20 protein-coding genes are annotated in these 24072 nt (G+C 70.1%); 8 read left to right on the top strand and 12 right to left on the bottom strand.

Annotated features, from left to right (window positions below; all coding sequences use genetic code 11):
• Positions 1 to 27 precede the first annotated feature (27 nt).
• Both OVA15_RS01355 and OVA15_RS01350 read left to right on the top strand, forming a co-directional pair.
• The gene (locus OVA15_RS01355) at positions 28 to 678 is read left to right on the top strand and encodes a nucleoside/nucleotide kinase family protein (RefSeq protein WP_268142610.1); all 651 of its coding nucleotides are present in this window, start codon (positions 28 to 30) and stop codon (positions 676 to 678) included.
• Between the two features lie 181 nt (positions 679 to 859).
• On the top strand, positions 860 to 2299 hold the full coding sequence (locus OVA15_RS01350) for a sugar porter family MFS transporter (RefSeq protein ID WP_268142608.1): 1440 nt from the start codon (positions 860 to 862) through the stop codon (positions 2297 to 2299).
• A gap of 128 nt (positions 2300 to 2427) precedes the next feature.
• On the opposite strand, the gene OVA15_RS01345 is transcribed toward OVA15_RS01350, so the two are convergent.
• The 3 genes from OVA15_RS01345 to fdxA form a co-directional block, all read right to left on the bottom strand.
• Positions 2428 to 3726 (bottom strand): citrate synthase, encoded by a 1299-nt coding sequence (locus OVA15_RS01345; RefSeq protein WP_268142606.1) that lies wholly within the window; start codon positions 3724 to 3726, stop codon positions 2428 to 2430.
• A 225-nt stretch (positions 3727 to 3951) separates the two neighbouring features.
• Entirely contained in the window at positions 3952 to 5115 is a 1164-nt protein-coding gene (gene dapC / locus OVA15_RS01340; protein ID WP_268142604.1) for a succinyldiaminopimelate transaminase, read from the bottom strand.
• Positions 5116 to 5120: 5 nt separating this feature from the next.
• Complete coding sequence (fdxA, locus tag OVA15_RS01335; protein ID WP_006214921.1) at positions 5121 to 5444, bottom strand: ferredoxin; 324 nt, start codon at positions 5442 to 5444, stop codon at positions 5121 to 5123.
• Positions 5445 to 5541: 97 nt separating this feature from the next.
• On the opposite strand from fdxA, the gene OVA15_RS01330 reads away from it, so the two are divergent.
• Positions 5542 to 5820, top strand: coding sequence for a putative acetyltransferase (locus OVA15_RS01330; RefSeq protein ID WP_249933757.1), 279 nt, complete (start codon positions 5542 to 5544; stop codon positions 5818 to 5820).
• Here OVA15_RS01330 and OVA15_RS01325 read toward each other — a convergent pair.
• The 5 genes from OVA15_RS01325 to OVA15_RS01305 all read right to left on the bottom strand — a co-directional run bounded on the left by OVA15_RS01325 (position 5768) and on the right by OVA15_RS01305 (position 12059).
• Complete coding sequence (locus tag OVA15_RS01325) at positions 5768 to 6334, bottom strand: hypothetical protein (RefSeq protein ID WP_268142600.1); 567 nt, start codon at positions 6332 to 6334, stop codon at positions 5768 to 5770. The genes OVA15_RS01330 and OVA15_RS01325 overlap by 53 nt on opposite strands.
• Complete coding sequence (locus tag OVA15_RS01320; protein WP_268142598.1) at positions 6331 to 7308, bottom strand: PIG-L family deacetylase; 978 nt, start codon at positions 7306 to 7308, stop codon at positions 6331 to 6333. The genes OVA15_RS01325 and OVA15_RS01320 overlap by 4 nt, the downstream gene beginning before the upstream one ends.
• On the bottom strand, positions 7301 to 9202 hold the full coding sequence (gene typA / locus OVA15_RS01315; protein ID WP_006214924.1) for a translational GTPase TypA: 1902 nt from the start codon (positions 9200 to 9202) through the stop codon (positions 7301 to 7303). The genes OVA15_RS01320 and typA overlap by 8 nt, the downstream gene beginning before the upstream one ends.
• 799 nt (positions 9203 to 10001) lie before the next feature.
• Positions 10002 to 10652, bottom strand: a complete 651-nt coding sequence (locus tag OVA15_RS01310) for a class I SAM-dependent DNA methyltransferase (RefSeq protein ID WP_268142595.1) — start codon at positions 10650 to 10652, stop codon at positions 10002 to 10004.
• 306 nt (positions 10653 to 10958) lie between these two features.
• Positions 10959 to 12059, bottom strand: a complete 1101-nt coding sequence (locus OVA15_RS01305) for an NAD(P)H-dependent flavin oxidoreductase (RefSeq protein WP_268142593.1) — start codon at positions 12057 to 12059, stop codon at positions 10959 to 10961.
• Positions 12060 to 12140: 81 nt separating this feature from the next.
• On the opposite strand from OVA15_RS01305, the gene OVA15_RS01300 reads away from it, so the two are divergent.
• From OVA15_RS01300 to OVA15_RS01280, 5 genes are all read left to right on the top strand, one after another.
• Entirely contained in the window at positions 12141 to 12902 is a 762-nt protein-coding gene (locus OVA15_RS01300; RefSeq protein ID WP_268142591.1) for a sulfite exporter TauE/SafE family protein, read from the top strand.
• A 156-nt stretch (positions 12903 to 13058) separates the two neighbouring features.
• Positions 13059 to 13871: an ABC transporter ATP-binding protein gene (locus tag OVA15_RS01295; RefSeq protein ID WP_259903194.1), complete on the top strand. Its 813-nt coding sequence runs from the start codon at positions 13059 to 13061 to the stop codon at positions 13869 to 13871.
• Positions 13871 to 16159 (top strand): ABC transporter permease, encoded by a 2289-nt coding sequence (locus OVA15_RS01290; protein ID WP_268142589.1) that lies wholly within the window; start codon positions 13871 to 13873, stop codon positions 16157 to 16159. Before OVA15_RS01295 ends, OVA15_RS01290 begins: the two co-directional genes overlap by 1 nt.
• 154 nt (positions 16160 to 16313) lie before the next feature.
• A complete protein-coding gene (locus OVA15_RS01285; RefSeq protein WP_268142587.1) occupies positions 16314 to 17732 on the top strand; it encodes a sensor histidine kinase in 1419 nt (472 codons plus the stop codon).
• The gene (locus tag OVA15_RS01280) at positions 17729 to 18400 is read left to right on the top strand and encodes a response regulator (RefSeq protein ID WP_268142585.1); all 672 of its coding nucleotides are present in this window, start codon (positions 17729 to 17731) and stop codon (positions 18398 to 18400) included. The genes OVA15_RS01285 and OVA15_RS01280 overlap by 4 nt, the downstream gene beginning before the upstream one ends.
• Positions 18401 to 18470: 70 nt before the next feature.
• Here the strand turns inward: OVA15_RS01280 and OVA15_RS01275 are convergent, their stop codons facing one another.
• From OVA15_RS01275 to OVA15_RS01260, 4 genes are all read right to left on the bottom strand, one after another.
• Positions 18471 to 20057 carry a dipeptide ABC transporter ATP-binding protein gene (locus OVA15_RS01275; RefSeq protein WP_231861065.1) on the bottom strand — a complete coding sequence of 529 codons (1587 nt, stop codon included), beginning with the start codon at positions 20055 to 20057 and terminating at the stop codon, positions 18471 to 18473.
• Between the two features lie 191 nt (positions 20058 to 20248).
• Complete coding sequence (locus OVA15_RS01270; RefSeq protein ID WP_268142583.1) at positions 20249 to 21286, bottom strand: ABC transporter permease; 1038 nt, start codon at positions 21284 to 21286, stop codon at positions 20249 to 20251.
• On the bottom strand, positions 21279 to 22205 hold the full coding sequence (locus OVA15_RS01265) for an ABC transporter permease (RefSeq protein ID WP_259903191.1): 927 nt from the start codon (positions 22203 to 22205) through the stop codon (positions 21279 to 21281). Before OVA15_RS01265 ends, OVA15_RS01270 begins: the two co-directional genes overlap by 8 nt.
• 146 nt (positions 22206 to 22351) lie before the next feature.
• Positions 22352 to 23983 (bottom strand): peptide ABC transporter substrate-binding protein, encoded by a 1632-nt coding sequence (locus OVA15_RS01260; protein ID WP_268142578.1) that lies wholly within the window; start codon positions 23981 to 23983, stop codon positions 22352 to 22354.
• Positions 23984 to 24072 lie beyond the last annotated feature (89 nt).

The raw sequence follows: 24072 nt of genomic DNA, 5'->3' as shown, positions 1-24072 counted from the left end.
CGGCGTGGGGATGGGGAGGAGCCTGCGATGGAGCACGGATCAGCACCCCCGGGCGCGAGCGTCCGGGCCGAGCCGCCCTTGGCCGAGATGCACCGGCGCGCGGAGGAGCTCGTCGCTTCCGGCAACCGCCGCATCCTCGGCATCACGGGCCCGCCGGGAGCCGGCAAGTCGACCGTGTGCCGATCGCTGCTGCAGCACCTCGGCTCCCAGGCCGTCGTGGTCGAGATGGACGGCTTCCACCTGGCCGATGCCGAGCTGGAGCGCCTCGGCCGGAGGCAGCGCAAGGGAGCCCCGGACACCTTCGACGTCTCCGGCTTCGCCGCCCTCCTGTCCCGGCTGCGCGAGCAGCCCGAGCCGGTCGTCTACGCGCCGCGCTTCGACCGAGGCCTGGAGGCGGCCATCGCCGGCTCCACCCCCGTCGCACGGGACGTTTCCCTCGTCATCACGGAGGGCAACTACCTCCTGCACGACCAGGACGGATGGGAGCAGATCTCGGCGCTGCTGGACGAGTGCTGGTTCCTGGACGTCCCGCCATCCGAGCGCGAGCGCCGCCTGGTCGAGCGCCGGCTGATGCACGGCGACGATCCCGAGCACTCCAGGCACTGGGTGACGACGGTGGATCAGGTCAACGGACAGCTGGTGGACAGGTCCAGGCCCCGCGCCCATCGGATCTTCTGAGCCGAGCCCCGCTGTCACGGGGCGCGCGGCCCTGCTCCACCCCCGGTCCCCTGCTTCCCAGCCATTCCGCCCGCTGCGGATGCATCCCCAGATGAGCCCCGCACCGTCCTGACAGCCGTCGGGATCCACCCACCCATCCGCCCGAGCCGCGCTCGGAGAGTCCCTGACAGGGGAAGATCACATGTCCACACCATCGGAAACCTCGCATGACAATGTCACCGCTTCCCGCGGGGCCAACGGACTCGTCATCCGCAGCGCCATCGTCGCCGCGCTGGGCGGTCTGCTCTTCGGCTTCGACACCGCCGTCATCTCGGGAACCACCGGCTCGTTGCAGCGGGTGTTCGACCTCGGCGGATTCGGACTGGGATTCACCGTCGCCACCGCTCTGATCGGCACCGTGATCGGCGCGCTGTTCGCCGGGATCCCCGCCGACAGGTTCGGACGCAAGAACGTGCTCTTCGCCATCGGCGCCCTGTACTTCGTCTCCGCGATCGGCAGCGGCGTCGCCTCCGAGTCCGTCGCCGGATGGTGGTTCTTCATGGTCGCCCGGTTCGTGGGAGGACTCGGCGTGGGGGCCGCCAGCGTGGTCGCGCCGATCTACACATCGGAGATCTCACCGGCCCGACTGCGAGGCCGGCTGGTGGGGCTCGTGCAGTTCAACGTGGTGCTCGGCATCCTGCTGGCCTACCTCTCGAACTGGCTGATCGCGCAGACCCTCAGCGAGACGATTGCCTGGCGCTGGATGTTCCTCGTGGAGGCAGCCCCGGCCCTCGTGTTCTTCCTCCTGGTCTTCACGCTTCCCGAGAGCCCGCGCTGGCTGCACGCCAAGGGCCAGCAGGACAGGGCTCTGAGCGTGCTGGCCAGGCTGACCCGTTCGGAGCGCGAGCTGGCTGCGGAGACGGCCGAGCTCGAGCACTCCGCGGAGGCCGAGCTGTCCATGCCCCACGAGAAGCTGTTCTCCAGGCGCTACCGCAAGGTGATCCTGCTCGCCATCGCCATCGCCGCGTTCAACCAGCTCTCGGGGATCAACGCGGTGCTGTACTACGCCCCAGCCATCTTCGAGATGGCCGGAGCGAGCGGCGACGTGGCCCTGCTGCAGTCGATCGTGGTGGGACTCGTCAACCTCGTCGCCACGATGGCCGCGCTCGTGGTCATCGACCGCTTCGGCAGGCGCCGTCTCATGCTCGTGGGATCCATCGGCTACGTGATCTCCCTGGGTGCCGTGACCGCCGCCTTCTTCACCGGGGACCCCGAGGCAGGGATGAGCTCGGGGGCATCGGCCCTCGTCCTCGCTGGACTGATCCTCTTCATCGCCGCCCATGCCTTTGGCCAGGGCTCCGTCATCTGGGTGTTCATCTCCGAGATCTTCCCCAACCGGGTGCGGGCCAAGGGCCAGGCGCTGGGCAGCTTCACGCACTGGTTCTTCGCCGCTGTCACCTCCTGGACGTTCCCCGGCGTGGCGGCGACCTTCGGCGGCGGGGCCGCCTTCCTCATCTTCCTGATGTGCATGGTGGGCCAGCTCATCTGGGTCCTGAAGGTCATGCCCGAGACCAAGCAGGTGCCCCTCGAGGAGATGGCGGACACGCTGAGCCTGCCGAAAGCCATCGCGAAGGAAGGGTGATCGGCCTTCCGGATACGACGACGGCGGGCCGCCTCCCAGCTCGGGAGGCGGCCCGCCGTCGTCTCAAAGGCCTGCTCGGTGAGCGGCGCGGGCCCGGGAGCCTCAGCAGCCCGCGCCCGCGCGTCCGATCACTTGGTGGGGTAGTCGCGCGCGCCATCGCCCACGTAGAGCTGGCGCGGACGCCCGATCTTGGTCTCGGGGTCCTGGACCATCTCGCGCCACTGGGCGATCCAGCCCGGCAGGCGCCCGATCGCGAACAGCACCGTGAACATGCGCTCCGGGAAGCCCATGGCCTTGTAGATCAGGCCGGTGTAGAAGTCGACGTTCGGGTAGAGCTTGCGCTCCACGAAGTAGTCGTCCGCCAGGGCCTTCTCCTCCAGGCGCATGGCGATGTCGAGCATCTCGTTGTCGCCGCCCAGGCGCTCCAGGATGTCGTGGGCGTAGCCCTTGATGATCTTGGCGCGGGGATCGTAGTTCTTGTAGACGCGGTGCCCGAAGCCCATGAGCTTCACGCCGTCTTCCTTGTTCTTGACCTTCTCCATGAAGTCCTCGGGCGACAGGCCCTGGTTCTGGATCTGGTCGAGCATGGCCAGCACGGCCTCGTTGGCGCCGCCGTGCAGCGGGCCGTAGAGGGCGTTGATGCCGGCGGAGACCGAGGCGAACATGTTGGCCTCGGAGGAGCCCACCAGGCGCACGGTGGAGGTCGAGCAGTTCTGCTCGTGATCCGCGTGCAGCATCAGCAGGATATCCAGGGACTTGGCCAGCGCGGGGTCGATCTCGAGGTCCTCGGCCGGGACGCCGAAGCACATGCGCAGGAAGTTCTCCGCGTAGGACAGCTCGTTGCGCGGGTAGAGCATGGGCTCGCCGATGGACTTCTTGTAGGCGTAGGCCGCCAGCGTGGGCACCTTGGCGAGCAGGCGGATCGTGGAGATCTCGACGTGCTGGGGATCGTGCGGATCCAGCGAGTCGGCATAGAACGTGGACAGCGCCGAGACCGCGGAGGACAGCACCGGCATGGGGTGGGCCGAGCGCGGGAACCCGTTGAAGAACATCTTCAGGTCCTCGTGGACCATGGTGTGGGTGGTGACCCGGTGCACGAAGTCCTCGTACTGCTCTTGCGTGGGCAGCTCGCCGTAGATCAGCAGGTAGGCGGTCTCCAGGAAGTTGGAGTGCTCCGCGAGCTGCTCGATCGGGTAGCCGCGGTAGCGCAGAACGCCGTTCTCGCCGTCGATGTAGGTGACCGCCGAACGCGCGTTCGCGGTGTTCATGAAGCCGGGGTCATAGGTGACCGCACCGGTCTCCTTGCGCAGGGCGCCGATCCCGATGCCCTCGTTGCCCTCGGTGGCACCCAGGACGGGCAGCTCGAGGGGCGCGCCCTCGGAGATGCTCAGCTGGGCCGTGCGGCCGTCCTTGCCGGACTCGGTCATGGGTCTCCTCCATAGTCTGTGAGCCCATGGGGCTCACCTGGTCCCGTTGCGCACCGGTCTTCTGCGGGGGCGTCGGGTCATGGGAGCCGGCGACGTCGCTGTCGCGCGGCGGCAGGTCAAGGGGCGTGTGCAGACACGCCATCGGATGCCAATCTACCCGTACGTCGCCCGCCCCCGCCAATCTGGGACGCGCCTCGCGAGCCCTCGGCGGGGCCCGGGCGCAACTCAGTCGGCGGCGGCCTGCAGCCTGGCGACGGCGGCGTCGATCCGCTCGTCGGAGGCCGTCAGCGCGATCCGGATGAAGCCTGCCGCGGCGTCTCCGTAGAAGACCCCGGGGCCCACCACGATGCCCAGCTCGGCGAACTGACGGACCAGGTCCCATGTGTCCTGCCCCGTGCGGCCGTCGCGCCTGCACCACAGGTAGAGCCCGGCCTCTGAGTGCTCGATGCTCAGCCCGAACGCCTCGACGGCTCGGCGCAGACGATCGCGACGAGCCCGGTACAGCGCCTTCTGCGCGACCACGTGGGCGTCGTCGTCGAGCGCGGCGCGCATGGCCGCCTGCACGGGGGCCGGCACGATCATGCCCGCGTGCTTGCGGGAGTTCACCAGCCCGGCGACGATCTGGGCGTCGCCGGCCACGAAGGCCGCGCGGTAGCCCGCGAGGTTCGACTGCTTGGACAGGGAGTAGACCGACAGCAGGCCCGTGAGATCGCCTCCGGACACGCGCGGATCCAGCACCGAGGGCACGGCCTGGCCGTCCTCCTCGCGATCCCACTCGCCCCAGCCCAGCTCGGCGTAGCACTCGTCCGAGGCCACGACCGCACCCAGCTCGCGAGCCCTCTCCACCGTGGCGCGCATGGCCTCGGCGTCGGCGACCGCACCCGTGGGATTGCCCGGCGAGTTCAGCCAGATCAGGCGGACCCGATCCAGCACGTCCTGTGGCAGCTCCGAGAGATCATCTGCGGCCACGTGCTCCGCACCGGCCAGCTGCGCCCCGATGTCGTAGGTGGGGTAGGCGGCCGAGGGACGCACGACGACGTCCCCGGCGCGCAGTCCCAGCAGCAGGGGCAGCCAGGCCACGAGCTCCTTGGAGCCGACCGTGGGCATGATTTGCTCGGGGTCCAGTCCGGGCACGCCGCGACGGCGGTCGTACCAGCGGGCGATGGCCTCGCGCAGCGCGGGGGTGCCGTGGGTGGTCGGGTAGCCGGGGGCGTCGGAGGCCGCGGCCAGCGCGTCCTGGACCACCAGCGGCGTGGGGTCCACGGGCGTGCCGATCGACAGATCGACGGTCCCCTCCGAGTGCTCGGCGGCGATCCGCCGGTACGGGGCCACCGACTCCCAGGGGTACTCGGGCAGGTCCAGGCCGAAGGCGCGGGGCTGCTGAGTCACGGGACTCAGTCCTGGTTCTGCGGGGGCAGGGCGGCGATGCCCGGGTGGTCCTTGCCGGTGTTGCCCAGGCGGGCGGCGCCGCCGGGCGAGCCGAGGTCGTCGAAGAACTCGACGTTGTACTTGTAGTACTCGGCCCACTCGTCCGGGGTGTCGTCCTCGTAGTAGATGGCCTCGACGGGGCACACGGGCTCGCAGGCTCCGCAGTCCACGCACTCGTCGGGGTGGATGTAGAGGCTGCGCTCGCCCTCGTAGATGCAGTCGACGGGGCACTCTTCCACGCAGGCCTTGTCCTTGACATCGACACAGGGCTGAGCGATCACATAAGTCATGGTGGCGACGGTCCTTTCTCGCGGAGTTCTCCGCCCATTCTACGGGCGAGCGCCCGGTGGCCCGCCCCGCGCGTCATACGCCGATACTGTGAGGCCCATGACGTCCCAGCCTCAGCAGGACCCCGCACGGAGCATCGCCCTGAGCCGCTTGGCCGGCGCAGCGCTCGGCACCCGGTTCAGCGTGCGCTATGCGCTGCCGACCGGGGACCCGTCCGGCAAGGGACGCACGGACGCGATCGGCACGCTCGTCTGCCGGCACGACGATCCCCCCGCCGTGACCCTGCAGACGCGCAGCGGGCAGGTGCTGATCCCGCTCGAGCTCGTCAGGCTCGCCCGCGAGGTCCCGCCTCCGGTGCCGCGCCGACGGCCCCGCTGACGTCCTCAGGGCTGACGAGCGGCTCGGCGTCGAAGGCCTCCGCGGCCTGCTCCGCCAGGTCCCGGCGCACCGCCGCACGACGCCGACGCCACCAGCGACCCACCAGGACCACCGAGACCAGCGTGACCACCAGGATGCCGCCGAACCACAGCAGCCCGGCCAGCCCGATCGCCGAGGTGGTCGATAGGACCACGAGCGGCGAGTCCTGACGGCCGAAGGCCAGCACGAAGGCGGCTGCGTAGGCCACGATCCCGGGCACCGCGGCGGCCCAGATGCGCCGCGTGGTGGTCCCCGACCACACCGACAGGCTCAGCAGGAGGGCCAGCGCCAGCGGGGCGCCCCACGGGATCCACACGCCGTCGCCGAAGCGGGCGATGTTGCCGTGCACCGCCGTGCCGACCACGCCCGCCAGCATGCCGCTGACGATCGCGATGGTCGCCGAGACCGGCACGGACGCCTGATCCACCGACGAACGGCCGCGTCTGCGGCCCTGCTCATCCCATTCGCCGTTCATCGAGCAGGCTCCCGCGGCGCGAGCCTGGCGGCGTCGCCTCCGATGAGACGGAAGGTCTCGGCCTGCGGCATGGTCTGCGGCACCCGGTTCGAGAGCTCGTAGCGCGGATTCGCCGGATCATCGCCCGTCTCGATCTGGGTGGCATGGGCGCGCATGGCCGCGTGGCGGGCGGCGCGCGAGGCCTCGTCGGCGCGCACCACAGCCTGCGGGCGCTCGTCCTGCGGATCCGGCTGGCCCTCGATCGCCCAGGCCAGAGGCCTCAGGGCCGGCTCAGCGCAGGACTCGTCCTCGAGCAGCTCGAGCGCCCGGGCCAGCACGCGCGCGGTGCGCACGTGATCGGGGTGGCCGTAGCCGCCGTCGTCGTCATAGCTCAGGACCGCATGCGGGCGGATCTCGCGCAGGGCCGCTGCCACGTGGGCGGCGGCCTGATCCACGCCGACCGCCGTGAGCGCCTTCGGCGAGACGTCCTCGGCGGGCTGGGCCCGGCCGTCGGGGCCCCAGGACATGCCGGAGTCCATGAAGCGGTCCCCGCCGCCCGGGAAGCCCGTCTGGGCGTCCAGGGCGGGCGACTGGCCCGCGTAGACGTGGTGCTCCACGCCCAGGGCACGGCAGGCCGCGGCCAGCTCGCCCTCGCGATAGGCGCCCAGGGCGGTGCCGCCGTCGTGGTTGTCCGGGTGCCCGACCTCCAGGTGGGCCAGCTCCGGGATCATCACCTCGCCGCGCTCCCCGCGGGTCATGGTGATCAGGTGGACCTGCGCCCCGGCCTGGGCCAGCGAGGCCAGCGCCAGCCCGGAGACCAGGGTCTCGTCGTCGGGATGCGCGTGCACGGCCACCACGCGGGCCTGCTCGGGGGCCGTGCCGCGCGGCAGCAGCGAGTCCACGGCATCCGGGCGGATCAGCGTGCCGGGCTCCGGGTACGACGGCGGCGCCGAGGTCTCCCCCAGCGCCGCCGTGTCGTGGTGCTGATCAGGCACGGTTGCGCTGGCGCGCCTGGCGCACGCGCTCGTTGGACTCCAGGATCACCTTGCGGATGCGGATGGCCTCCGGGGTGACCTCCACGCACTCGTCCTCGCGGGCGAACTCGAGGCACTCCTCCAGCGTCATCTGGCGCGGCGGGGTGAGGTTCTCGAAGTTGTCGGCCGCGGCCGAGCGCATGTTGGTGAGCTTCTTCTCCTTGGTGATGTTCACCTCCATGTCATCGGCGCGCGCGTTCTCGCCGACGACCATGCCCTCGTAGACCTCCTCGGTCGGCTTCACGAAGATCGTGCCGCGCTCCTGGAGGTTGATCATGGCGAACGGGGTGGCCACACCGGCGCGGTCCGAGATCATGGAGCCGTTGGTGCGGTATTCGATCGGGCCGAACCAGGGCTCGAAGCCATCGGAGTAGGACGAGGCGATGCCCGCGCCGCGGGTCTCCGTCATGAAGGTGGTGCGGAAGCCGATCAGACCGCGGGCGGGCACCACGAACTCCATGCGCACCCAGCCGGTGCCGTGGTTCGTCATGGTCTCCATGCGGCCCTTGCGGGTGGCCATGATCTGGGTGATCGCACCCAGGAACTCGTCCGGGGTGTCGATGGTCATGCGCTCGACCGGCTCGTGGACCTTGCCGTCGATCTCGCGGGTGACGACCTGCGGCTTGCCGACCGTGAGCTCGAAGCCCTCGCGGCGCATCTGCTCCACCAGGATCGACAGGGCGAGCTCGCCGCGGCCCTGGACCTCCCAGGCGTCCGGGCGCTCGGTCGGCAGCACGCGCAGCGACACGTTGCCCACGAGCTCCTTGTCCAGGCGGTCCTTGACCTGGCGGGCGGTGACCTTGGCGTTCTTGACGCGACCGGCCATGGGCGAGGTGTTGATGCCGATGGTCATGGAGATCGCGGGATCGTCGACCGTGATGACCGGAAGCGGCTTGGGGTTCTCGGGATCGGTCAGCGTCTCGCCGATCGTGATGTCCTCGATGCCCGCCACAGCCACGATCTCGCCGGGGCCGGCCGACTCGGCCGGGACGCGGTCCAGGCCCTTGGTGGCCAGCAGCTCGGAGATGCGCACGTTCTTCAGGGAGCCGTCCTTGCGCGCCCAGGCCACAGTCTGGCCCTTCTTCAGCGTGCCCGAGAAGATGCGCAGCAGGGCCAGGCGGCCCAGGAACGGCGAGGCGTCCAGGTTGGTCACGTGGGCCTGCAGCACGCCGTCGTCCTCGTAGGACGGAGCCGGGATGTGCTCCATGATCGTCTTGAACAGCGGCTCGAGGTCCTCGCTGGCCGGCAGGTTGCCGTCGCCGGGGAACTCGGTGTCGGCGCGGCCGGCCTTGCCGGAGGCGTAGACGACCGGGACGTCGAGCACGGCGTCCAGGTCCATGTCCGGGTAGTCCTCGGCGATATCGGAGGCCAGGCCGAGCAGCAGGTCCATGGTCTCGGAGACGACCTCCTCAGCACGGGCGTCGGGGCGATCGATCTTGTTGACGACCACGATCACCGGCAGCTTGGCCTCGAGGGCCTTGCGCAGCACGAAGCGGGTCTGCGGCAGCGGCCCCTCGGAAGCGTCCACGAGCAGCACGACGCCGTCGACCATGGACAGGCCGCGCTCGACCTCGCCGCCGAAGTCGGCGTGCCCCGGGGTGTCGATCACGTTGATGGTGATGACCTCGCCGTTCGCCGACGGGCCCTCGTAGAACACCGTGGTGTTCTTGGCGAGGATGGTGATGCCCTTCTCGCGCTCGAGATCGCCCGAGTCCATGACGCGCTCGGCCACCTCGCCGTGCTCGGAGAACGTGTTCGTCTGCCGGAGCATGGCGTCGACGATCGTGGTCTTGCCGTGATCCACATGGGCCACGATCGCGACGTTGCGGAGGTCGGTGCGCTGGGCAGTGCTCATACGAGTGGGGTCTCTCTTCAGACGATGGCGTGCTCCCGCCCCTTCTGCCAGGACGGTGCTCGGTTCCGGCCCGTGGCCGGCGGGGGTCGCGACGAGGGTCGCGGAAGTCCGCCGGCGAGTCTAGCGCGCAAGTCCAACCCCTCCCCCGGGACGTCGCGCACCTCACACGCCGATGTCGCCGTCGCAGCGCTCGCACGCCGCTCAGCCCGTCGCCGGCACCCGCTCCGGCACCGGCCCCGCACATCGAGTGGCCGCTTCTGACCCCTCTCCCATCGAGTGGCCGTTCCATCACCGGTTCCGCCGGGAAACGGTGAGCTTCTGGCCACTCGATGCATGAACGGTGAGAGATCGGCCGCTCGACGCGACAGGATCAACGCGTGGCTTGGGAGCCGCTTCCCTGTCCGGGCGATCCGTCTCCTCGGCACAGCGGCCGAACAGCTGAGGGTGCGACACACACCGAGGGACGACGCCTGCGCCCCGGCTCGGCCTCCACACGGACAGCTCGCGGAGGACGCCGTCGACGTTTCGGTAAACCCTGGGCGCACGCCGCAGCGTCATCAGGTTCCCCAGCCTCTTGCAGGGCGCATCTTCGCTCGCCCGGAGGCGATGGCCGTCGGCCTCACTTCGCGGCAGCTGCGAGCGCCCTAACTAAGCGTGCCACGGCCCGGAACGGGTGGACGGAGATCCGACTCACGGCGCGCGATCTGGTGGAGCAGGAGCTCCTCGCCGGGCGTTGGGTCCCTCGCGCTGTCGCCCTCGTGGCCAGGGCGGCTGCCGGCCTCTCGGCCTGAGAATCGACTCAGTCGTCGATGCGCCGCGGGCGACGACGCGCCATGACGAAGCCCTGAGGGTGCCGCTCGTGCACCGGCTCCCGTCGGATCGCGGCCGTCGTAGCCCATCCCGTGCGATGCAGCATTTCGGCGATCTCGACAGGCTCCCGCAGATGCTTGGGCATCGTGTGCGCCGTCCCGTAGGCCCGTGCGCCGGGCGCCTGACCCGTGCCCGTATGGAAGGCCGTCAGGAGCCTGCCGTCGTCGCGGGTCACACGGGCCAGCTCCGCCAGCGCATCGTGCAGCGATGAAGCATCGTGGTGGATCAGCGAGTACCAGGCCACGACGCCGTCGAAGCTCGCGTCATCGAAGGGCAGCTCCGCGAGATCCGCCACATGAAGCTCGGCTCCGGGCATCGCGGAACGGGCCTCGGCGAGCATTGCCGGGGAGAGATCGATGCCGACGGCCCTCAGCCCGAGCTCCTGCAGCGGACCCAGCATGCGGCCGGTCCCGCACCCGGCGTCCAGCACCCGATCGCCGCCCGCCTCCTGGACCTCTTCGGCGAGGACCCGCAGCAGCGCCCGGTCGAGTGGCTGCTCCGCTCGCAGATCCGGCAGGGCCGCGGCATAGGCCGGTGCCACCTCGTCGTAGATCGCTCGGATGGTCTCGCGATCACGCACGGAGCGTTCCTCCTGTCTCTGGGCTGCGTCGACCGGCATTGGGTGCGCCACCGAGTGGCCGATTCCCAACGGAACCCGCATCGAGGGGCCGATCCTTCACCGGCTCGACGTCGAATCGGTGAAGGATCGGCCAGTCGCGGCGGAACAGGTGAGGAATCGACCAGTCGCGGGGCAGGCGGTGTGCGGTGGTCGGGTGGGCGGGGCCGGCGCGGCCCGGTGGGGCGCGGTGGGACGTCGCGGTTGGGTGCGTGCGGCGGTACGGCTCGGTACAGAACGCAGCCGAGGACGCACGTGATCCGGTGCGGGTCACAGGCCCCGGAAGGACTCCACGATCTCGGCGGCGGGGCGGGCTCGGCACGCGGGGAAGCCCGTGCCCGCCCACAGGTGCACCAGCTCCCGCTTCCCCGCAGCAGCCGCGGCCTTGCGGATCGGCGACGTCAGCGAGTTGACCTGCGGATAGCCCGCGATCTCGTGCTCGGCCATCGCCTCGGTGAACGGCGTGGACAGCGCCCGAGCAGGGCGACCGGAGAACGCGCGCGTCACCACGGTCTGCGCCGACGACGGATCGCCCGCCGCAGCCAGCACTGCCTCCCGATGGACCGCCCCGGTGCCGGCCTCCTCGGCGGCGAGGAAGAGGGTGCCCACCTGCACGGCGTGGGCCCCCGTTTCCAGCAGCCGAGACGCGTCCGCGCGGAAGGAGATGCCGCCCGCCGCGATGACCGGCAGCTGCGGATGGGACGACGCCAGCGTCGACAGCGTCTGCTCCAGCAGCTCCGGCAGCGGGGTGGTCCCCGGCGCAGTGTCCTGCGCGAGCGTGAAGCGATGCCCGCCGGCGTCGGGGCCCTGCAGGACCAGGGCGTCGGGGCCGAAGGCCGCGGCCTCCACCGCCTCCTCGGACGAGGACACCGACAGCAGCACAGTCGTGCCCGCATCCTGCAGCGCCCGGATCGTGGCCGCAGGCGGCAGGCCGAAGGTGAAGCTCACGACAGGCACCGGATCCTCGACCAACAGGGCGATCTTCTGATCCCAGCCGTCGTCCGAGTACTCGGGAAGCGGGCGCGCCGCGGCCTGCTCCCCCATCTCGGCATCGAGCGCAGCGACCGCCTGCACCCACCGCGAGCGGAAGTCCGCGAGCTGCTGCGTATCGGTGGGCGAGGACTCCGCCACGAACACGTTGACGCCGAACAGACGGTCGACGTCACGCAGCCCCGAGCGCACCGCCGCGATCTGCTCGGCGAGCGCCTCGGCCGACTGATACCCGGCAGCCAGCATCCCCAGTCCGCCGGCGCGCGCGACCGCGACCGCGAGCTCCGGACTCGACGGCCCGCCGGCCATGGGCGCTGCGATCAGCGGCACCTCGAGGGCATCGAGTGCGAACGGACGGGCGGCCGGAGCATCCATCGACATGGAGGGACCTTTCAGGCGAGTAGCGTGGTGGCTGATCGAACGTGCCGAGAATCACTCTAGGGGCCACGCCATGGAGCCTGGATGCTGAGCGACCTCTCGTGGGGTGCTCTGGTGCTGGCTGCCGCGGCGATCCTGATCGGCTCCGCGCTGCAGCGGCTCTCGGGCACCGGCGTGGGGCTGGTGGTGACCCCGGTGCTCTCCCTGCTGCTCGGACCCGTGGCCGGGGTGCTGCTGACGAATGCGGTCACCACCGTCTCCGGATTCACGATCATGCTCTCGGTCCGCAAGCTCGTGGACTGGCGCCGCGCGGGGATCGTGGTCGCCGCTGCCCTGCCGGGGGCGGTTCTGGGCGCTCTGCTGGTGCTGTGGCTGGAGGCCTCCTGGCTGCAGATCGGCATCGGCGTGCTGGTGCTCATCGCCCTGTCGCTCACCGTCGCCACGCCGGAGCTGCCGCATGTCACGAATCGCGCCGCGCTGCCCGTGGCCGGAGCTGTCGGCGGCCTGCTGAACACCACCGCAGGAGTGGCCGCCCCGGCCATGGTCATCGTCTCGCGGCTCACCCGCTGGGAGCAGAAGGCGTTCGCGGCGTCGCTGCAGCCGATCTTCATGTCCATGGGACTGATGTCGGTCGTGCTCAAGTCCCTGATGGGCGCCACCGGAGACCAGGGACTGCCCCCGTGGTGGGTCCTGCCCGCGGTGATCGCCCTGGTGCTCTGCGGGGTGGGAGTCGCCGCCGCCCTCGAGTCCCGCGTGACGCCCGAGCGCGCCCGCACGCTTGCGCTGATCCTCGCCGGTCTCGGCGGGGCGGCCGCCGTGGTCAAGGGAGTGCTCGGCCTGCTCTGAACGACGACGGCCACCCAGCACTCCGCCGGAGGCCGCACCGGAGCCCGCGACCACGACCTACGCCCCAGGACGTCATACCCCGGGATGACCAGACAACTGCCCCGAATAGGCCGTCGGTCCGATGTGCCGCAGGCCTGGAGGGCGCAGTCTTGGACCATGAGCACCTCACCTGAGTCATCTGCCCCGTCCGGTCACACCCACGAAGCCATCCCGCACACTCCCTGGCAGCCCCCGCGGGAGTTCGCGGTGGCCGCCCGGAACGTCTCCAAGACCTACGGCGACGGCGAGCTGACCGTCACCGCCCTGGACTCCGTCTCCCTGGACATCGAGCGCGGGACCTTCACCGCGGTCGTGGGACCGTCGGGCTCCGGCAAGTCGACCCTCGTGCACTGCCTGGCCGGTCTGGACTCCCCCGATCGTCGCCCGGAGACCTCCATCGTGGTGGGCGGCCGGGACATCGTCTCCCTCAACGACAAGGAGCTCACCGAGTTCCGTCGCGAGCACGTGGGCTTCGTGTTCCAGGCCTTCAACCTGGTGCCGGTGCTCACCGCGCGGCAGAACATCGAGCTGCCCCTGACCCTGGCCGGGCACCGGCCCGATCCCGAGCTGCTGGCCCGGATCACCGACAGCCTGGGCCTCGCCGAGCGCCTGGACCACCGCCCCGACGAACTCTCGGGCGGTCAGCAGCAGCGCGTGGCGATCGCCCGCGCGCTGATCACCAGCCCGGACGTCATCATCGCCGACGAGCCCACCGGAGCCCTGGACACCGACACCACCACCCAGGTCCTGCAGCTGCTGGCCGACACCGTCCACCAGCAGGGCCACACGGTCGTCGTCGTGACCCACGACCCCCGTGTGGCGGACTTCGCGGACCGCACCGTGCGCGTGCAGGACGGGTCGATCGTCTCGGACGAGTCCCGCGCCGGCCGCCCGGTCGCCGACGGCAGCAGGGCAGGGGGTGTGCGCTGATGCGCCGCATCGTCCTGAGCCGACTGCGCCTGCAGTGGACCCGCTACGTCCTGATCCTGCTGGCGATCGCCGTCTCGGCCGCCTTCGCGACCGGGTCGCTGATGCTCGGCACGACCATGCAGCACTCGATGGTCTCGACCATCGCCGACTCGACCCGCAACGCGGCTCTGGTGGTGAGCGAGGACTGGGAGAACAGCACCTATGCAGAGACCGAGGAGACCGAGGCCACGGATCCTGACGACCCCGAGACCGTCTACGGAGCGGACTACGTCACCACCGGTGACATGAACGACCTCCAGGACATCGACGGGGTGGAGACCGTGTGGGCCTCACCGAGCGCGGGGATCGACGTCGAGACCGGCGAGGGCTCCACCAACTTCCTCTACCTCGGCACGGCTCCGGAGGATTCCCAGATCTTCCCCTGGGAGCTCGACGAGGGCTCCATGCCCCGGGGCGACGGCGAGATCGCGCTGAACACGACACAGGCCGAGCAGCTCGGGGTGGGTGTCGGGGACACGCTGACCCTGTCCCCCCCCTCGCCGGAAGAGCAGGGCATCTCGGGTGCCGAGAGCTACCCCACCGGCGAGGACGCCGAAGTCACCGTCACGGGCATCGTGGGGGCCGAGTCCAGCGCCGACACGTACAACGGGTGGGTCTCCCCCGAGGTGATGAGCACCATCTCCCCGTTCGACACCGACCTGCTTCCGCTGACGAGCAGCGCGCAGATCATGCTCTCCGACGGCGCGGACCTGGAGACCGTGCGCGCGGACATCCAGGATCAGCTCGAGTCCCTGCCCGGCGACACCGCCTTCCTGGTGCAGACCCCGCAGGAGCAGACCGAGGACGCCCTCGAGGACATGGCAGGCGCCGCCGCAGGCCTGTCCGCCTTCCTGCTGGCCTTCGCGATGCTGGCCGTGCTGGTGGCCTTCCTGGTGATCACCACGACCTTCGGCGTGCTCACGGCCCAGCGGGCCCGGGAGCTGGCCCTGCTGCGCTGCCTGGGTGCCACCGGCGGCCAGATCCAGCGCTCGGTGCTGCTCGAGGCGCTCGTGCTCGGGCTCGTCTCCTCGGCGATCGGCGTAGCGGCGGTGGTCGGTGCGGGCTTCGCACTCGAGCCGCTGCTTCCCGCCACCGCCCCGATCGACGTCGCCGTGGCCCTCAAGGACATCGTCCTGGGCCTGGTGATCGGCATCCTGGTGACCGTGCTGGCCTCGCTCGGGCCCGCGCGCCGGGCCATGGGCGCCTCCCCGCTGGACGGCATGCGCGGCTCCCGTCGCGCCGAGCGGATCCCGTGGGTGCGCTCCGGGTTCGGGCTGCTTGTGCTGATCCCCTCGGTGATCGCCCTGGCATGGGCCGCCTTCACGCACGACCACCCCGCCGTGGGCGTCGTGAGCGGCATCGGCGCGGGCGTGGGCCTGATCCTCACCTCGCGGCTGTGGATGCCGGCGATCGTCGGCGTGCTGGGACGGATCCTGCCCGGCGGCGTCCCGTCACGGTTGGCAGCCGCGAACGCGATCCGGCACAAGTCCCGCACCACGACGACGGCCACCGCGCTGCTGATCGGCATCACGCTGGTGACCACCGTGCTCACCGGCCACGCCGTGGCGCAGAAGTCGGTGCTCGATGACCTGGACCGCTCCATGCCGGTGGACATCACCGTCTCCCAGCAGGTGGACCAGGACACCCTGCAGCAGATCGAGGACGTCGACTCGGTGGTCTCCGTCGAGCAGACGGACGACGTCGTGGAGGTGGATCTCGAGCGCGGCATCGGCTCCACGGAGACCACGACCGCAGCACAGGAGATCGCCGAGCTCACGGACACCGAGGTCTACGAGATCGCGGCGAACGGCATGCAGAAGGCCATGATGGTCGACATCCTCAACGTGATGCTCTGGGTTGCGCTGGGCCTGCTGGCCGCCGCCGTGGCGGTCTCCGTCCTGGGCATCACGTCCACGATGTCGCTGTCCGTGCTGGAGCGCACGCGGGAGAACTCGCTGCTGCGGGCCCTGGGGCTCTCGCGCGCTCAGCTGGGCGCCATGATCCGCCGCGAGGCACTGGTCATCTCCGCCGCGGCCGGCGTCGCGGGAGCGGTGGCCGGCTGGCTGCTGGGCACCGGCGTCGTCTCCGCGATGGTCACCGACACCATCCCCGTGGCGATCACCGTTCCGTGGGGCGGTCTGCTCGCCGTGGCGATCGGCGTGCTCGTCGTGGCCCTGGTGTCCTCGGCCCTGCCGGCCCGCCGCGCCACACGGGTGGCCCCCGTGGAGGGTCTGGCATCGTTGGACTGATCCGATCCGCATCCGCGGCCGGGACCCGATCCGTCGGATCCCGGCCGCGGCCGTTGCCCTGAGCACTCTCCGCTGTCCTGTCGACGCGGCCGCCTCGAGGCCCGTCGCCCTAGTGCCGACGCGATGCCCATCCGCTCGATTCCCCCGAGGTCCCATGCAGCTGCATCACCGCGTGGCCGACTGGCTGCGCACCCACTCCGTCTGGGCCAATGCCCTGTTCCTCCTGGTGCTGGCCGCCTTCACCGTGCTCGTGGCCGTGAGCTCTCCGGTGCAGATGGCCTGCTCGCTGGGGCTCATCGCCGTGCTGGTCCTGCGGCCCCTTCGTCCCGCCCTGTCCGCCGCGCTGTTCGCCCTCTTCTCCGTGATCGCCACGGTGGTGCTGGGCGTCTTCCCCCTGGGCATCGGCCTGCTCGGCGTGCCCTGGCTGCTCTACACCGTGGCCTCGCGCTGCCGCCGTCGCACCCGTGTGTCGGTGCTGGCGCTGGCCCTGCTGGTGGCTGCGATCGTCAGCACCAGCTGGCCCGGATGGCGCCAGGGCGGTCCCCTGTCCTTCGGCATCGCCGAGGTCACGACCACTGAGTGGGCCATCGGCGCCGCCACCCAGGGGATCATGATGATGCTGATCATCGTCGCCTCGTACCTGGCCGGCGATCTGCATCGTGTAACCCTGCAGCGTCGTGAGGCCGAGGCGCACCGCGCCGAGGTCCTCGCCGAGAGGGCGCACCGCCTGGAGGTCGAGCGCGATCAGGAGGTGCGCCTGGCCGCACAGGACGAGCGCACCCGCATCGCCCGGGAGATGCACGATGTGGTGGCCCACTCGCTGTCCGTCGTGATCGCCCAGGCCGACGGCGCCCGGTACGCCGTGCGCAGCGATCCCTCGGTGGCCGCCGACGTCCTGGCCACGATCGCCACGACCGCTCGCGGGTCGCTCAGCGAGATGCGCAGCCTGCTGGGCGTGCTGCGCACCGAAGGCGAGGAGGCCGAGCGCGCTCCGGTCCCCACCGTGCAGGACCTCCCGGCGCTCGTGGACTCGGTGCGCAGCGCCGGTCTGCAGATCGATGTGGAGACCTGCCCGGAGCCGCTGCCGGAGCTGGCCTCAGGACCCTCCTTGGCGTCCTACCGCCTCGTGCAGGAGGGCCTGACCAACACGCTCAAGCACGCCCCGGATGCCTCCCGGGTCAGGGTCGAGCTCCGCCACGACGGCGCGGAGCTGACCGTCCGCGTCACCAGCGACGGCCTGGGCACGGAGTCCCCCGAGCCTCCCCGCCCGGGGCACGACGGCGGCGGACAGGGCCTGCGCGGCCTGCGCGAGCGCTTCGGTCTCTATGGCGGGACCATCCAGGCCGGCCCCGACCCCGCATCGCCCGGACGATGGCTGCTCGCCGGTCGCCTGCCCGCCGAGGCCCAGAACGTGCAGGCCGCCTCGTCCGAGGCATCCGACCAACAGGACGAACGAGACCAGCCGACCGCACGGGATCAGCCGGCCGAGAAGGATCCGCATCTTCCACGTGATCCGCAGGCCACCGACCCGCAGAACGGCAGCCCCACGACCACCGAGGAGGGCACCCGATGACCGATCCCCTGCGCATCCTGCTGATCGACGACCAGCCCCTGATCCGCAGCGGCATGGTCATGCTGATCGGCTCGCAGCCCGACCTCGTCGTGGCCGGCGAGGCCGGGGACGGCCAGGCGGCCGTGGACCTCGTCGCGCGCCTGGCCGCGACCGGTGAGGCGCCCGATGTCCTGCTCATGGACATCCGCATGCCCGGCATGGACGGCCTGGAGGCCACCCGTCGCATCCTGGCCGAGCATCCGCAGGTCACGGTGGTCCTGCTGACCACGTTCGATCTGGACGAGTACGCGCTCGAGGGCATCCGAGCCGGGGCTTCGGGCTTCCTGCTCAAGGACGCCGAGCCGGAGGAGCTGCTCGGCGCCCTGCGCACCTGTGCCCGTGGCGACGCCGTGATCGCGCCGTCGACCACGCAGCGCCTGATGCGCCGGTTCATCGACCCGCCGCAGCGCACCGTGGCCGATGACCCCCGCCTCCGGTCCCTGACGCCCCGGGAGCAGGAGGTCTTCGAGCTCGTGGGCCGCGGGATGTCGAACCACGAGATCATGGAGGCTCTGGTGCTCTCCGAGCCGACCGTGAAGACACATGTCTCCCGCGTGCTCGCCAAGACAGGGGCTCGCGACCGCGTGCAGGCCGTGGTGCTGGCCCACGAGCTCGGGCTGGTGGGCTGAGCAGGAACGCGGAAGGGCCCCGTCGCCGTCCCGGAAGGAGACGACGACGGGGCCCGGTGCGGGACCGCGCTCAGACCTCCAGGAGGTCCTTGCCGGGGATCGCGTCGAGCAGTCGGCGCGTGTACTCCTGCTGCGGGTTCTCGAACACCGAGTCCACGGTGCCGGTCTCCACGAGCCTGCCCTTCTCCATGACGCAGACGTCGTGGGCGATCTCCCGCACCACGGCCAGGTCGTGGGTGATGAACAGGTAGGTCAGACCGAGATCCTGCTGCAGCTGGCCGAGCAGCTGCAGGACCTGCTCCTGGACCAGGACGTCGAGGGCCGAGACGGCCTCGTCACACACCACGATCTCCGGATCCAGTGCGAGCGCCCGGGCGATGGCCACGCGCTGGCGCTGACCGCCCGAGAGCTCGTTCGGGTAGCGATCGCCGAGCTGGCGCGGCAGCGCCACGCGGTCCAGCAGGTCATGGACCTTCGCCCGGCGCGAGGCGGCATCGCCCACCTTGTGCACCTTCAGCGGCTCCTCGATGCAGCGGAAGACGCTGCGCATGGGATCCAGCGAGCCGTAGGGGTCCTGGAAGATCGGCTGCACCTTGCGGCGGTAGTCGAACCACTGTCGGCCCTTGAACCCGCTGATGTCGTGGCCGTCCACGGTCACGGTCCCGGAGGTGATGTCCTCCAGTCCCAGCAGCATCTTGGCGATCGTGGACTTGCCCGAGCCGGACTCCCCCACGATCGCGGTCGTGCGTCCGCGACGCACCGTGAAGGAGACGTCGTCCACGGCGCGGAACTCGGAGGACCGGCCCCACGAGCCGCGGATCTTGTACTCCTTGACCAGATCCTTCACCTGGATGAGCTCCGGGGCGGCGCTGTCCACGCTCGCTGCGAGATCATCCGGGGACAGCGACGGCACCGCCGCCACCAGCTCCTTGGTGTAGGGATGCTGCGGGTCGCGCAGCAGGCTCAGCGCGGGGCCGGACTCGACCACGCGGCCCTTCTGCATCACGATCACCCGGTCCGCGCGCTCGGCGGCCAGGCCGAGGTCGTGGGTGATCAGCAGCACCGCGGTGCCGAGCTCGCTGGTCAGCCGCCCCAGGTGATCCAGGATCTGGCGCTGGACGGTGACGTCGAGTGCGGAGGTCGGCTCATCGGCGATCAGCAGCTGCGGGCGGCACGAGAGCCCGATGGCGATCAGCGCGCGCTGGCGCATGCCGCCGGAGAACTCGTGCGGGTACTGCTTCATGCGCCGCTCGGCATCCGGCAGCCCGGCCTCCTCCAGCGCCCGGACCACGTCGGCGTCGCCGTGCGGCTTGTCATTGGCCTTGAGCGTCTCGCGGACCTGCGCGCCGATGGTCCACACCGGGTTGAGGTTCGACATGGGGTCCTGCGGGACCATGCCGATCTGCGAGCCGCGCAGGGCCTCGAGCCGCTTGGCCGACGGATGCGTGATGTCCTCTCCGTCGAAGAGGATCTGCCCGGAGGACACGCGCCCGTTCGAGGCCAGCAGCCCGATGGCCGCCAGCGCCGAGGTGGACTTGCCCGAGCCGGACTCGCCCACGATGGCCACGGTCTCCCCGCGCATCACGCGGATGTCCGAGTCGGCCACGGCCTGGACGTCGCCCGTGCCGGTCTTGAAGGTGATGCCCACCCCCTTCATCTCCAGCAGCGGCGTCTGCCCCTGCTGGCGCTGCCCCGAGGCGTCTGAACCCGCGTTGAGGATCTCGTGGGCCTTGAGGCTGACCATCCGGCCCGTGCGGGTCAGCGGCTCCTGCCCGGGGGCCCAGGGCCCCTGGGTCTCGGCCCGGTGCTTCCCGCCGCCGTCGGGCTGGGGGCTGTTCGCCGAGGTGCTCACTTGGTCCTCCCCTTGGGGTCGAGGGCGTCGCGCAGCGAGTCGCCCATCATGATGAAGCTCAGCACGGTGATGGAGAGCATGAGCGAGGGCCAGAACAGCGTCTCGGGGTTGGTGCGCAGCTGCGGGCGCGCCGCCGAGATGTCATTGCCCCAGGAGATCGCCTCCGCGGGCAGCCCGATGCCCAGGAACGACAGCGTGGACTCGGCCACGATGAACGTGCCCAGCGAGATCGTGGCGATCACGATGACGGGCCCGGCGGCGTTGGGGATCACGTGCTTGAACAGGATGCCGAGCCGGCTCATGCCCAGCGAGCGCGCCGCGGTCACGAAGTCAGCATTGCGCACCGAGATCACGGAGCTTCGCGTGATGCGCGCGATCGACGGCCACCCGAAGATCACCAGAGTGATCGCCAGCGTGGTCACGCCGCGGTTCTCCCGCATGAGCGGTACCTGCATGAACACGATCGCGCCCAGGATCAGCGGCAGCGCGAAGATGATGTCCATGAAGCGAGAGATGATCGCGTCGATCCAGCCGCCGAAGTAGCCGGCCAGCGCGCCCAGCAGCCCGCCGATGAGCACGACGCCGAGGGTGGCGCCGAAGCCCACCATGATCGAGGGGCCCGTTCCGTGGACCACGCGGGCCAGGATGTCGCAGCCCTGGTTGGTGTAGCCCAGCGGATGCCCGGGGGCGGGGCCGCCGTTGGAGTTCGACAGCTCGCACCCGGCGTTGGGTGCAGCCGAGGTGAACACCCCGGGGAACGCGGCCACGAACAGGACGAAGAGCATCAGCACGGCGGAGACGAGGAAGACCGGGTTGCGGCGCAGGGTCGACCAGGCGTCGCGCCACAGGCTCGAGGGCTTGCCCTCGAGCTGGTTCTCGATGCCGGCGCGGCCCTGCTCCTCCACCACCGGGGCCACGAAGTGATCCGGCAGGTAGACCTCGTGCGAGCCCATCACGCGCGGCGAAGGATCCAGGGTCTCGTGCACCGAGCCCTGCGGGGAATCCGGGTTCTGGTTCTGGCTCTGCTCAGGCATATCGGATCCTCGGGTCGAGCACGGCGTAGAGCAGGTCGACGACCAGGTTGGTGATCAGGAAGATGACCACCACGAGCGTCACGATGGAGACCACCATGGCGCCGTCGCCCAGGTTGATCGCCTTGTAGAGCTGATTGCCGATGCCGTTGACGTTGAAGATGGACTCGGTGACGATCGCCCCTCCCATCAGCGCGCCGAGATCGGCGCCCAGGAAGGTCACGACCGGGATCAGGGAGTTGCGCAGCACGTGCACAGTGATGACCTTCCGCCGCGGCAGGCCCTTGGCCGTGGCGGTGCGGACGTGGTCGGACTCGCGGTTCTCGGCGATCGAGTTGCGGGTCAGCCGCAGCACGTAGGCGAAGGACAGCGCTCCCAGCACCAGCGCTGGAAGTATCAGCTCGTTGAGCGGTGCGCCTCCCGAGACCGTGGGTCTGGCCAGCCCGAAGTGGATGCCGATCACGTACTGGGCCACGAAGGCGAGCACGAACACGGGCACGGCGATCACCAGCAGGGAGACGACGAGCAGGGTCGAATCGATCCAGGTGCCCTTGCGCAGGCCGGCGATCACGCCGAAGAGGATGCCGAAGACCGCCTCGAAGATCACGGCGAGCGCAGCCAGCTTGATCGTGGTGGGGAACGTGTCGGCGATGACCGACATGATCGGGCGTCCGGAGAAGTTGTCGCCCAGGTCCAGGGTCACGACGCCCTTGAGGTAGAGCAGGAACTGGATCAGGAAGGGCTTGTCGAGGTTGTACTGGGCCTCGAGCGCGGCCTTGGTGCCGGGGGTGCAGCCCTTCTCGCCGCACAGCGCGGCGGTGGGATCGCCGGAGGTGGCGAACATCAGGAAGTAGACGATGAAGATGGCTCCCAGGAAGACCGGGATCATCTGGAGGAGGCGGCGGACGAGGTACCAGGCCATGTCAGCGGGCACCTCCCGTCGTACGGGGATGCCGGAGGGCCGGCGCGTGGTGAGTCATGGTGCGAGAGGCTCCTGGAACGATGCGGCTGCGGGAAAAGCGCGACCGGGCCGGAGCTGCTCAGCGGCTCCGGCCCGGTCGCGAGGCATCAGGCCCGGGTGACCTTGGTGTAGTCGATCTCGCCGTTCCAGGTCAGCGCGACGTTGTCCACGGCCTCGCTGTAGCCGCTGGTGCGGTTCGGGTAGTACAGCGGGATCGCCGGGAGGTCCTCGAGCAGCATGTCGTCGGCCTCCAGGAAGGCCTTGTTCGCCTCGTCGTCCGAGCTGGCGGCCAGGCCCTCCTTGAGCTTGTCGTCGAACGCCTTGTTCTCGTAGTGGGCGTCGTTCGACGAGCCGTCCGTGGCGTACTGCGCGGAGAGGAAGTTGTACAGCGACGGGTAGTCCGCCATCCAGCCCGAGCGGAAGGCCGAGGTGAGCTTGCCGTCGTTGGCCTCGGTGCGCAGCTCCTTGAAGGTCGGGTACGACTTGCCCGCGGCCTCGATGTCGAGATTGTTCTTGATCATGTTGCAGACAGCGTCGACCCACTCCTTGTGGCCGCCGTCGGCGTTGTAGGCGATCTCGAACGTGTTGCCGTTGTAGGGCTCGATGCCCTCGGCCTGGTCCCACAGCTTCTTGGCCTCGTCGGCGTCGAACTCGACGTTGGCCGTGTTCTTCAGGGCGTCGGCGTCGTAGCCGGCCACGACCGGCGAGGTGAAGTCCACCGCGGGAGTGTTCTCGCCCTTGAAGATCACCTCGATGAGCTCGTCCCGGTCGATCGCCTTGGAGATGGCCTGGCGGCGCAGCTTGCCGGCCTCTCCGGACCACCCCTCGAGGTAGTACGGGATGCCGAACGTGTAGTTGCCCGCGTACTCGCGGTCGGTCAGGCGCCCGGAGAGGTCGTCCTCGGAGACCTCGATGTTCGACGGCGGGATGGTGTCGAGCAGATCCAGGTTGCCGCCCACGAGGTCGGTGTATCCCGCCTCCAGGGACTGGTAGAGCTTGAAGGTCACGGCGTCGTTGGCCGCCGGCGTGGAGCCGTCGTAGTCCTCGTTCTTGACCAGGCGCATCTCCTGGTCGTGGACCCAGGCGCCCTCGCCGTCCATCTTGTACGGGCCCCAGCCCACGGGGTTCTCGCCGAAGGCCTCCATGTCGTCGAAGGCCGAGGGCGGCATGGGGGCGTAGGAGGAGTAGCCCAGGCGGTTGCCGAACGTGGAGTCGGGGCCCGAGAGGGTGACCTCCAGGGTGGTGTCGTCCACCGCCACCAGGCCCTCCATCTCGTCCTCCTCCGAGCCCTCGGCGGAGACCTTGTCGTAGCCCTTGATGGTCTCGAAGAAGTAGGAGCCCTGCTGGGCGTTCTTGGCGGCGGCGCCGTAGTTCCAGGAGTCCACGAAGCTCTGGGCGGTGATGTCCTCGCCGTTGGTGAACTTCTTGCCGGACTTGATCTTGATGGTCCACACGGTGTTGTCGTCGTTGGCCTCGATGGACTCGGCCAGCTCGTTGACAGCCTCGGAATTGTCGTCGTAGCTGATCAGGCCCACGAAGATCAGGGTGACCACGCGGCCACCGCCCTGCTCGGTGGTGTTGGTGGGGACCAGCGGGTTCTCGGGCTCGGTGCCGAAGGCCGTGATGGGGCCGTCGCTGTCCTCGCCGCCGCCTCCGCCGCAGGCGGTCAGGACGAGGGCAGAGGCCGAGGTGAGGGCGAAGGCGCCCAGCAGTCCGCGGCGGGAGAAGGAAGGGTTCATGGTGACCTCCTGTGGAGAGTGCTGGTGGGGCTCTGCCGTCGCTGATGTGATCCGAGACACCCCTGTATGTGAGACAGGCTACAGCTCGC

Source organism: Kocuria sp. SL71 (genome assembly GCF_026672465.1).
Taxonomy (GTDB): domain Bacteria; phylum Actinomycetota; class Actinomycetes; order Actinomycetales; family Micrococcaceae; genus Kocuria; species Kocuria palustris.
Note: the sequence above shows the minus strand (reverse complement) of the source record. Positions and strands in the feature narration are given on the sequence as shown.

Bases quoted from the DNA above. Each gene is read 5' to 3' on its own strand.
- OVA15_RS01285 (WP_268142587.1), top strand. From the start codon at position 16,314: ATGCAGCTGCATCACCGCGTGGCCGACTGGCTGCGCACCCACTCCGTC.
- fdxA (WP_006214921.1), bottom strand. From the start codon at position 5,444: ATGACTTATGTGATCGCTCAGCCCTGTGTCGATGTCAAGGACAAGGCC.
- typA (WP_006214924.1), bottom strand. From the start codon at position 9,202: ATGAGCACTGCCCAGCGCACCGACCTCCGCAACGTCGCGATCGTGGCC.
- OVA15_RS01325 (WP_268142600.1), bottom strand. From the start codon at position 6,334: ATGAACGGCGAATGGGATGAGCAGGGCCGCAGACGCGGCCGTTCGTCG.
- OVA15_RS01350 (WP_268142608.1), top strand. From the start codon at position 860: ATGTCCACACCATCGGAAACCTCGCATGACAATGTCACCGCTTCCCGC.
- OVA15_RS01300 (WP_268142591.1), top strand. From the start codon at position 12,141: ATGCTGAGCGACCTCTCGTGGGGTGCTCTGGTGCTGGCTGCCGCGGCG.
- OVA15_RS01345 (WP_268142606.1), bottom strand. From the start codon at position 3,726: ATGACCGAGTCCGGCAAGGACGGCCGCACGGCCCAGCTGAGCATCTCC.
- OVA15_RS01270 (WP_268142583.1), bottom strand. From the start codon at position 21,286: ATGCCTGAGCAGAGCCAGAACCAGAACCCGGATTCCCCGCAGGGCTCG.
- OVA15_RS01295 (WP_259903194.1), top strand. From the start codon at position 13,059: ATGAGCACCTCACCTGAGTCATCTGCCCCGTCCGGTCACACCCACGAA.
- OVA15_RS01275 (WP_231861065.1), bottom strand. From the start codon at position 20,057: ATGAAGGGGGTGGGCATCACCTTCAAGACCGGCACGGGCGACGTCCAG.
- OVA15_RS01265 (WP_259903191.1), bottom strand. From the start codon at position 22,205: ATGGCCTGGTACCTCGTCCGCCGCCTCCTCCAGATGATCCCGGTCTTC.
- OVA15_RS01330 (WP_249933757.1), top strand. From the start codon at position 5,542: ATGACGTCCCAGCCTCAGCAGGACCCCGCACGGAGCATCGCCCTGAGC.
- OVA15_RS01355 (WP_268142610.1), top strand. From the start codon at position 28: ATGGAGCACGGATCAGCACCCCCGGGCGCGAGCGTCCGGGCCGAGCCG.
- OVA15_RS01305 (WP_268142593.1), bottom strand. From the start codon at position 12,059: ATGTCGATGGATGCTCCGGCCGCCCGTCCGTTCGCACTCGATGCCCTC.
- OVA15_RS01280 (WP_268142585.1), top strand. From the start codon at position 17,729: ATGACCGATCCCCTGCGCATCCTGCTGATCGACGACCAGCCCCTGATC.
- OVA15_RS01260 (WP_268142578.1), bottom strand. From the start codon at position 23,983: ATGAACCCTTCCTTCTCCCGCCGCGGACTGCTGGGCGCCTTCGCCCTC.
- OVA15_RS01290 (WP_268142589.1), top strand. From the start codon at position 13,871: ATGCGCCGCATCGTCCTGAGCCGACTGCGCCTGCAGTGGACCCGCTAC.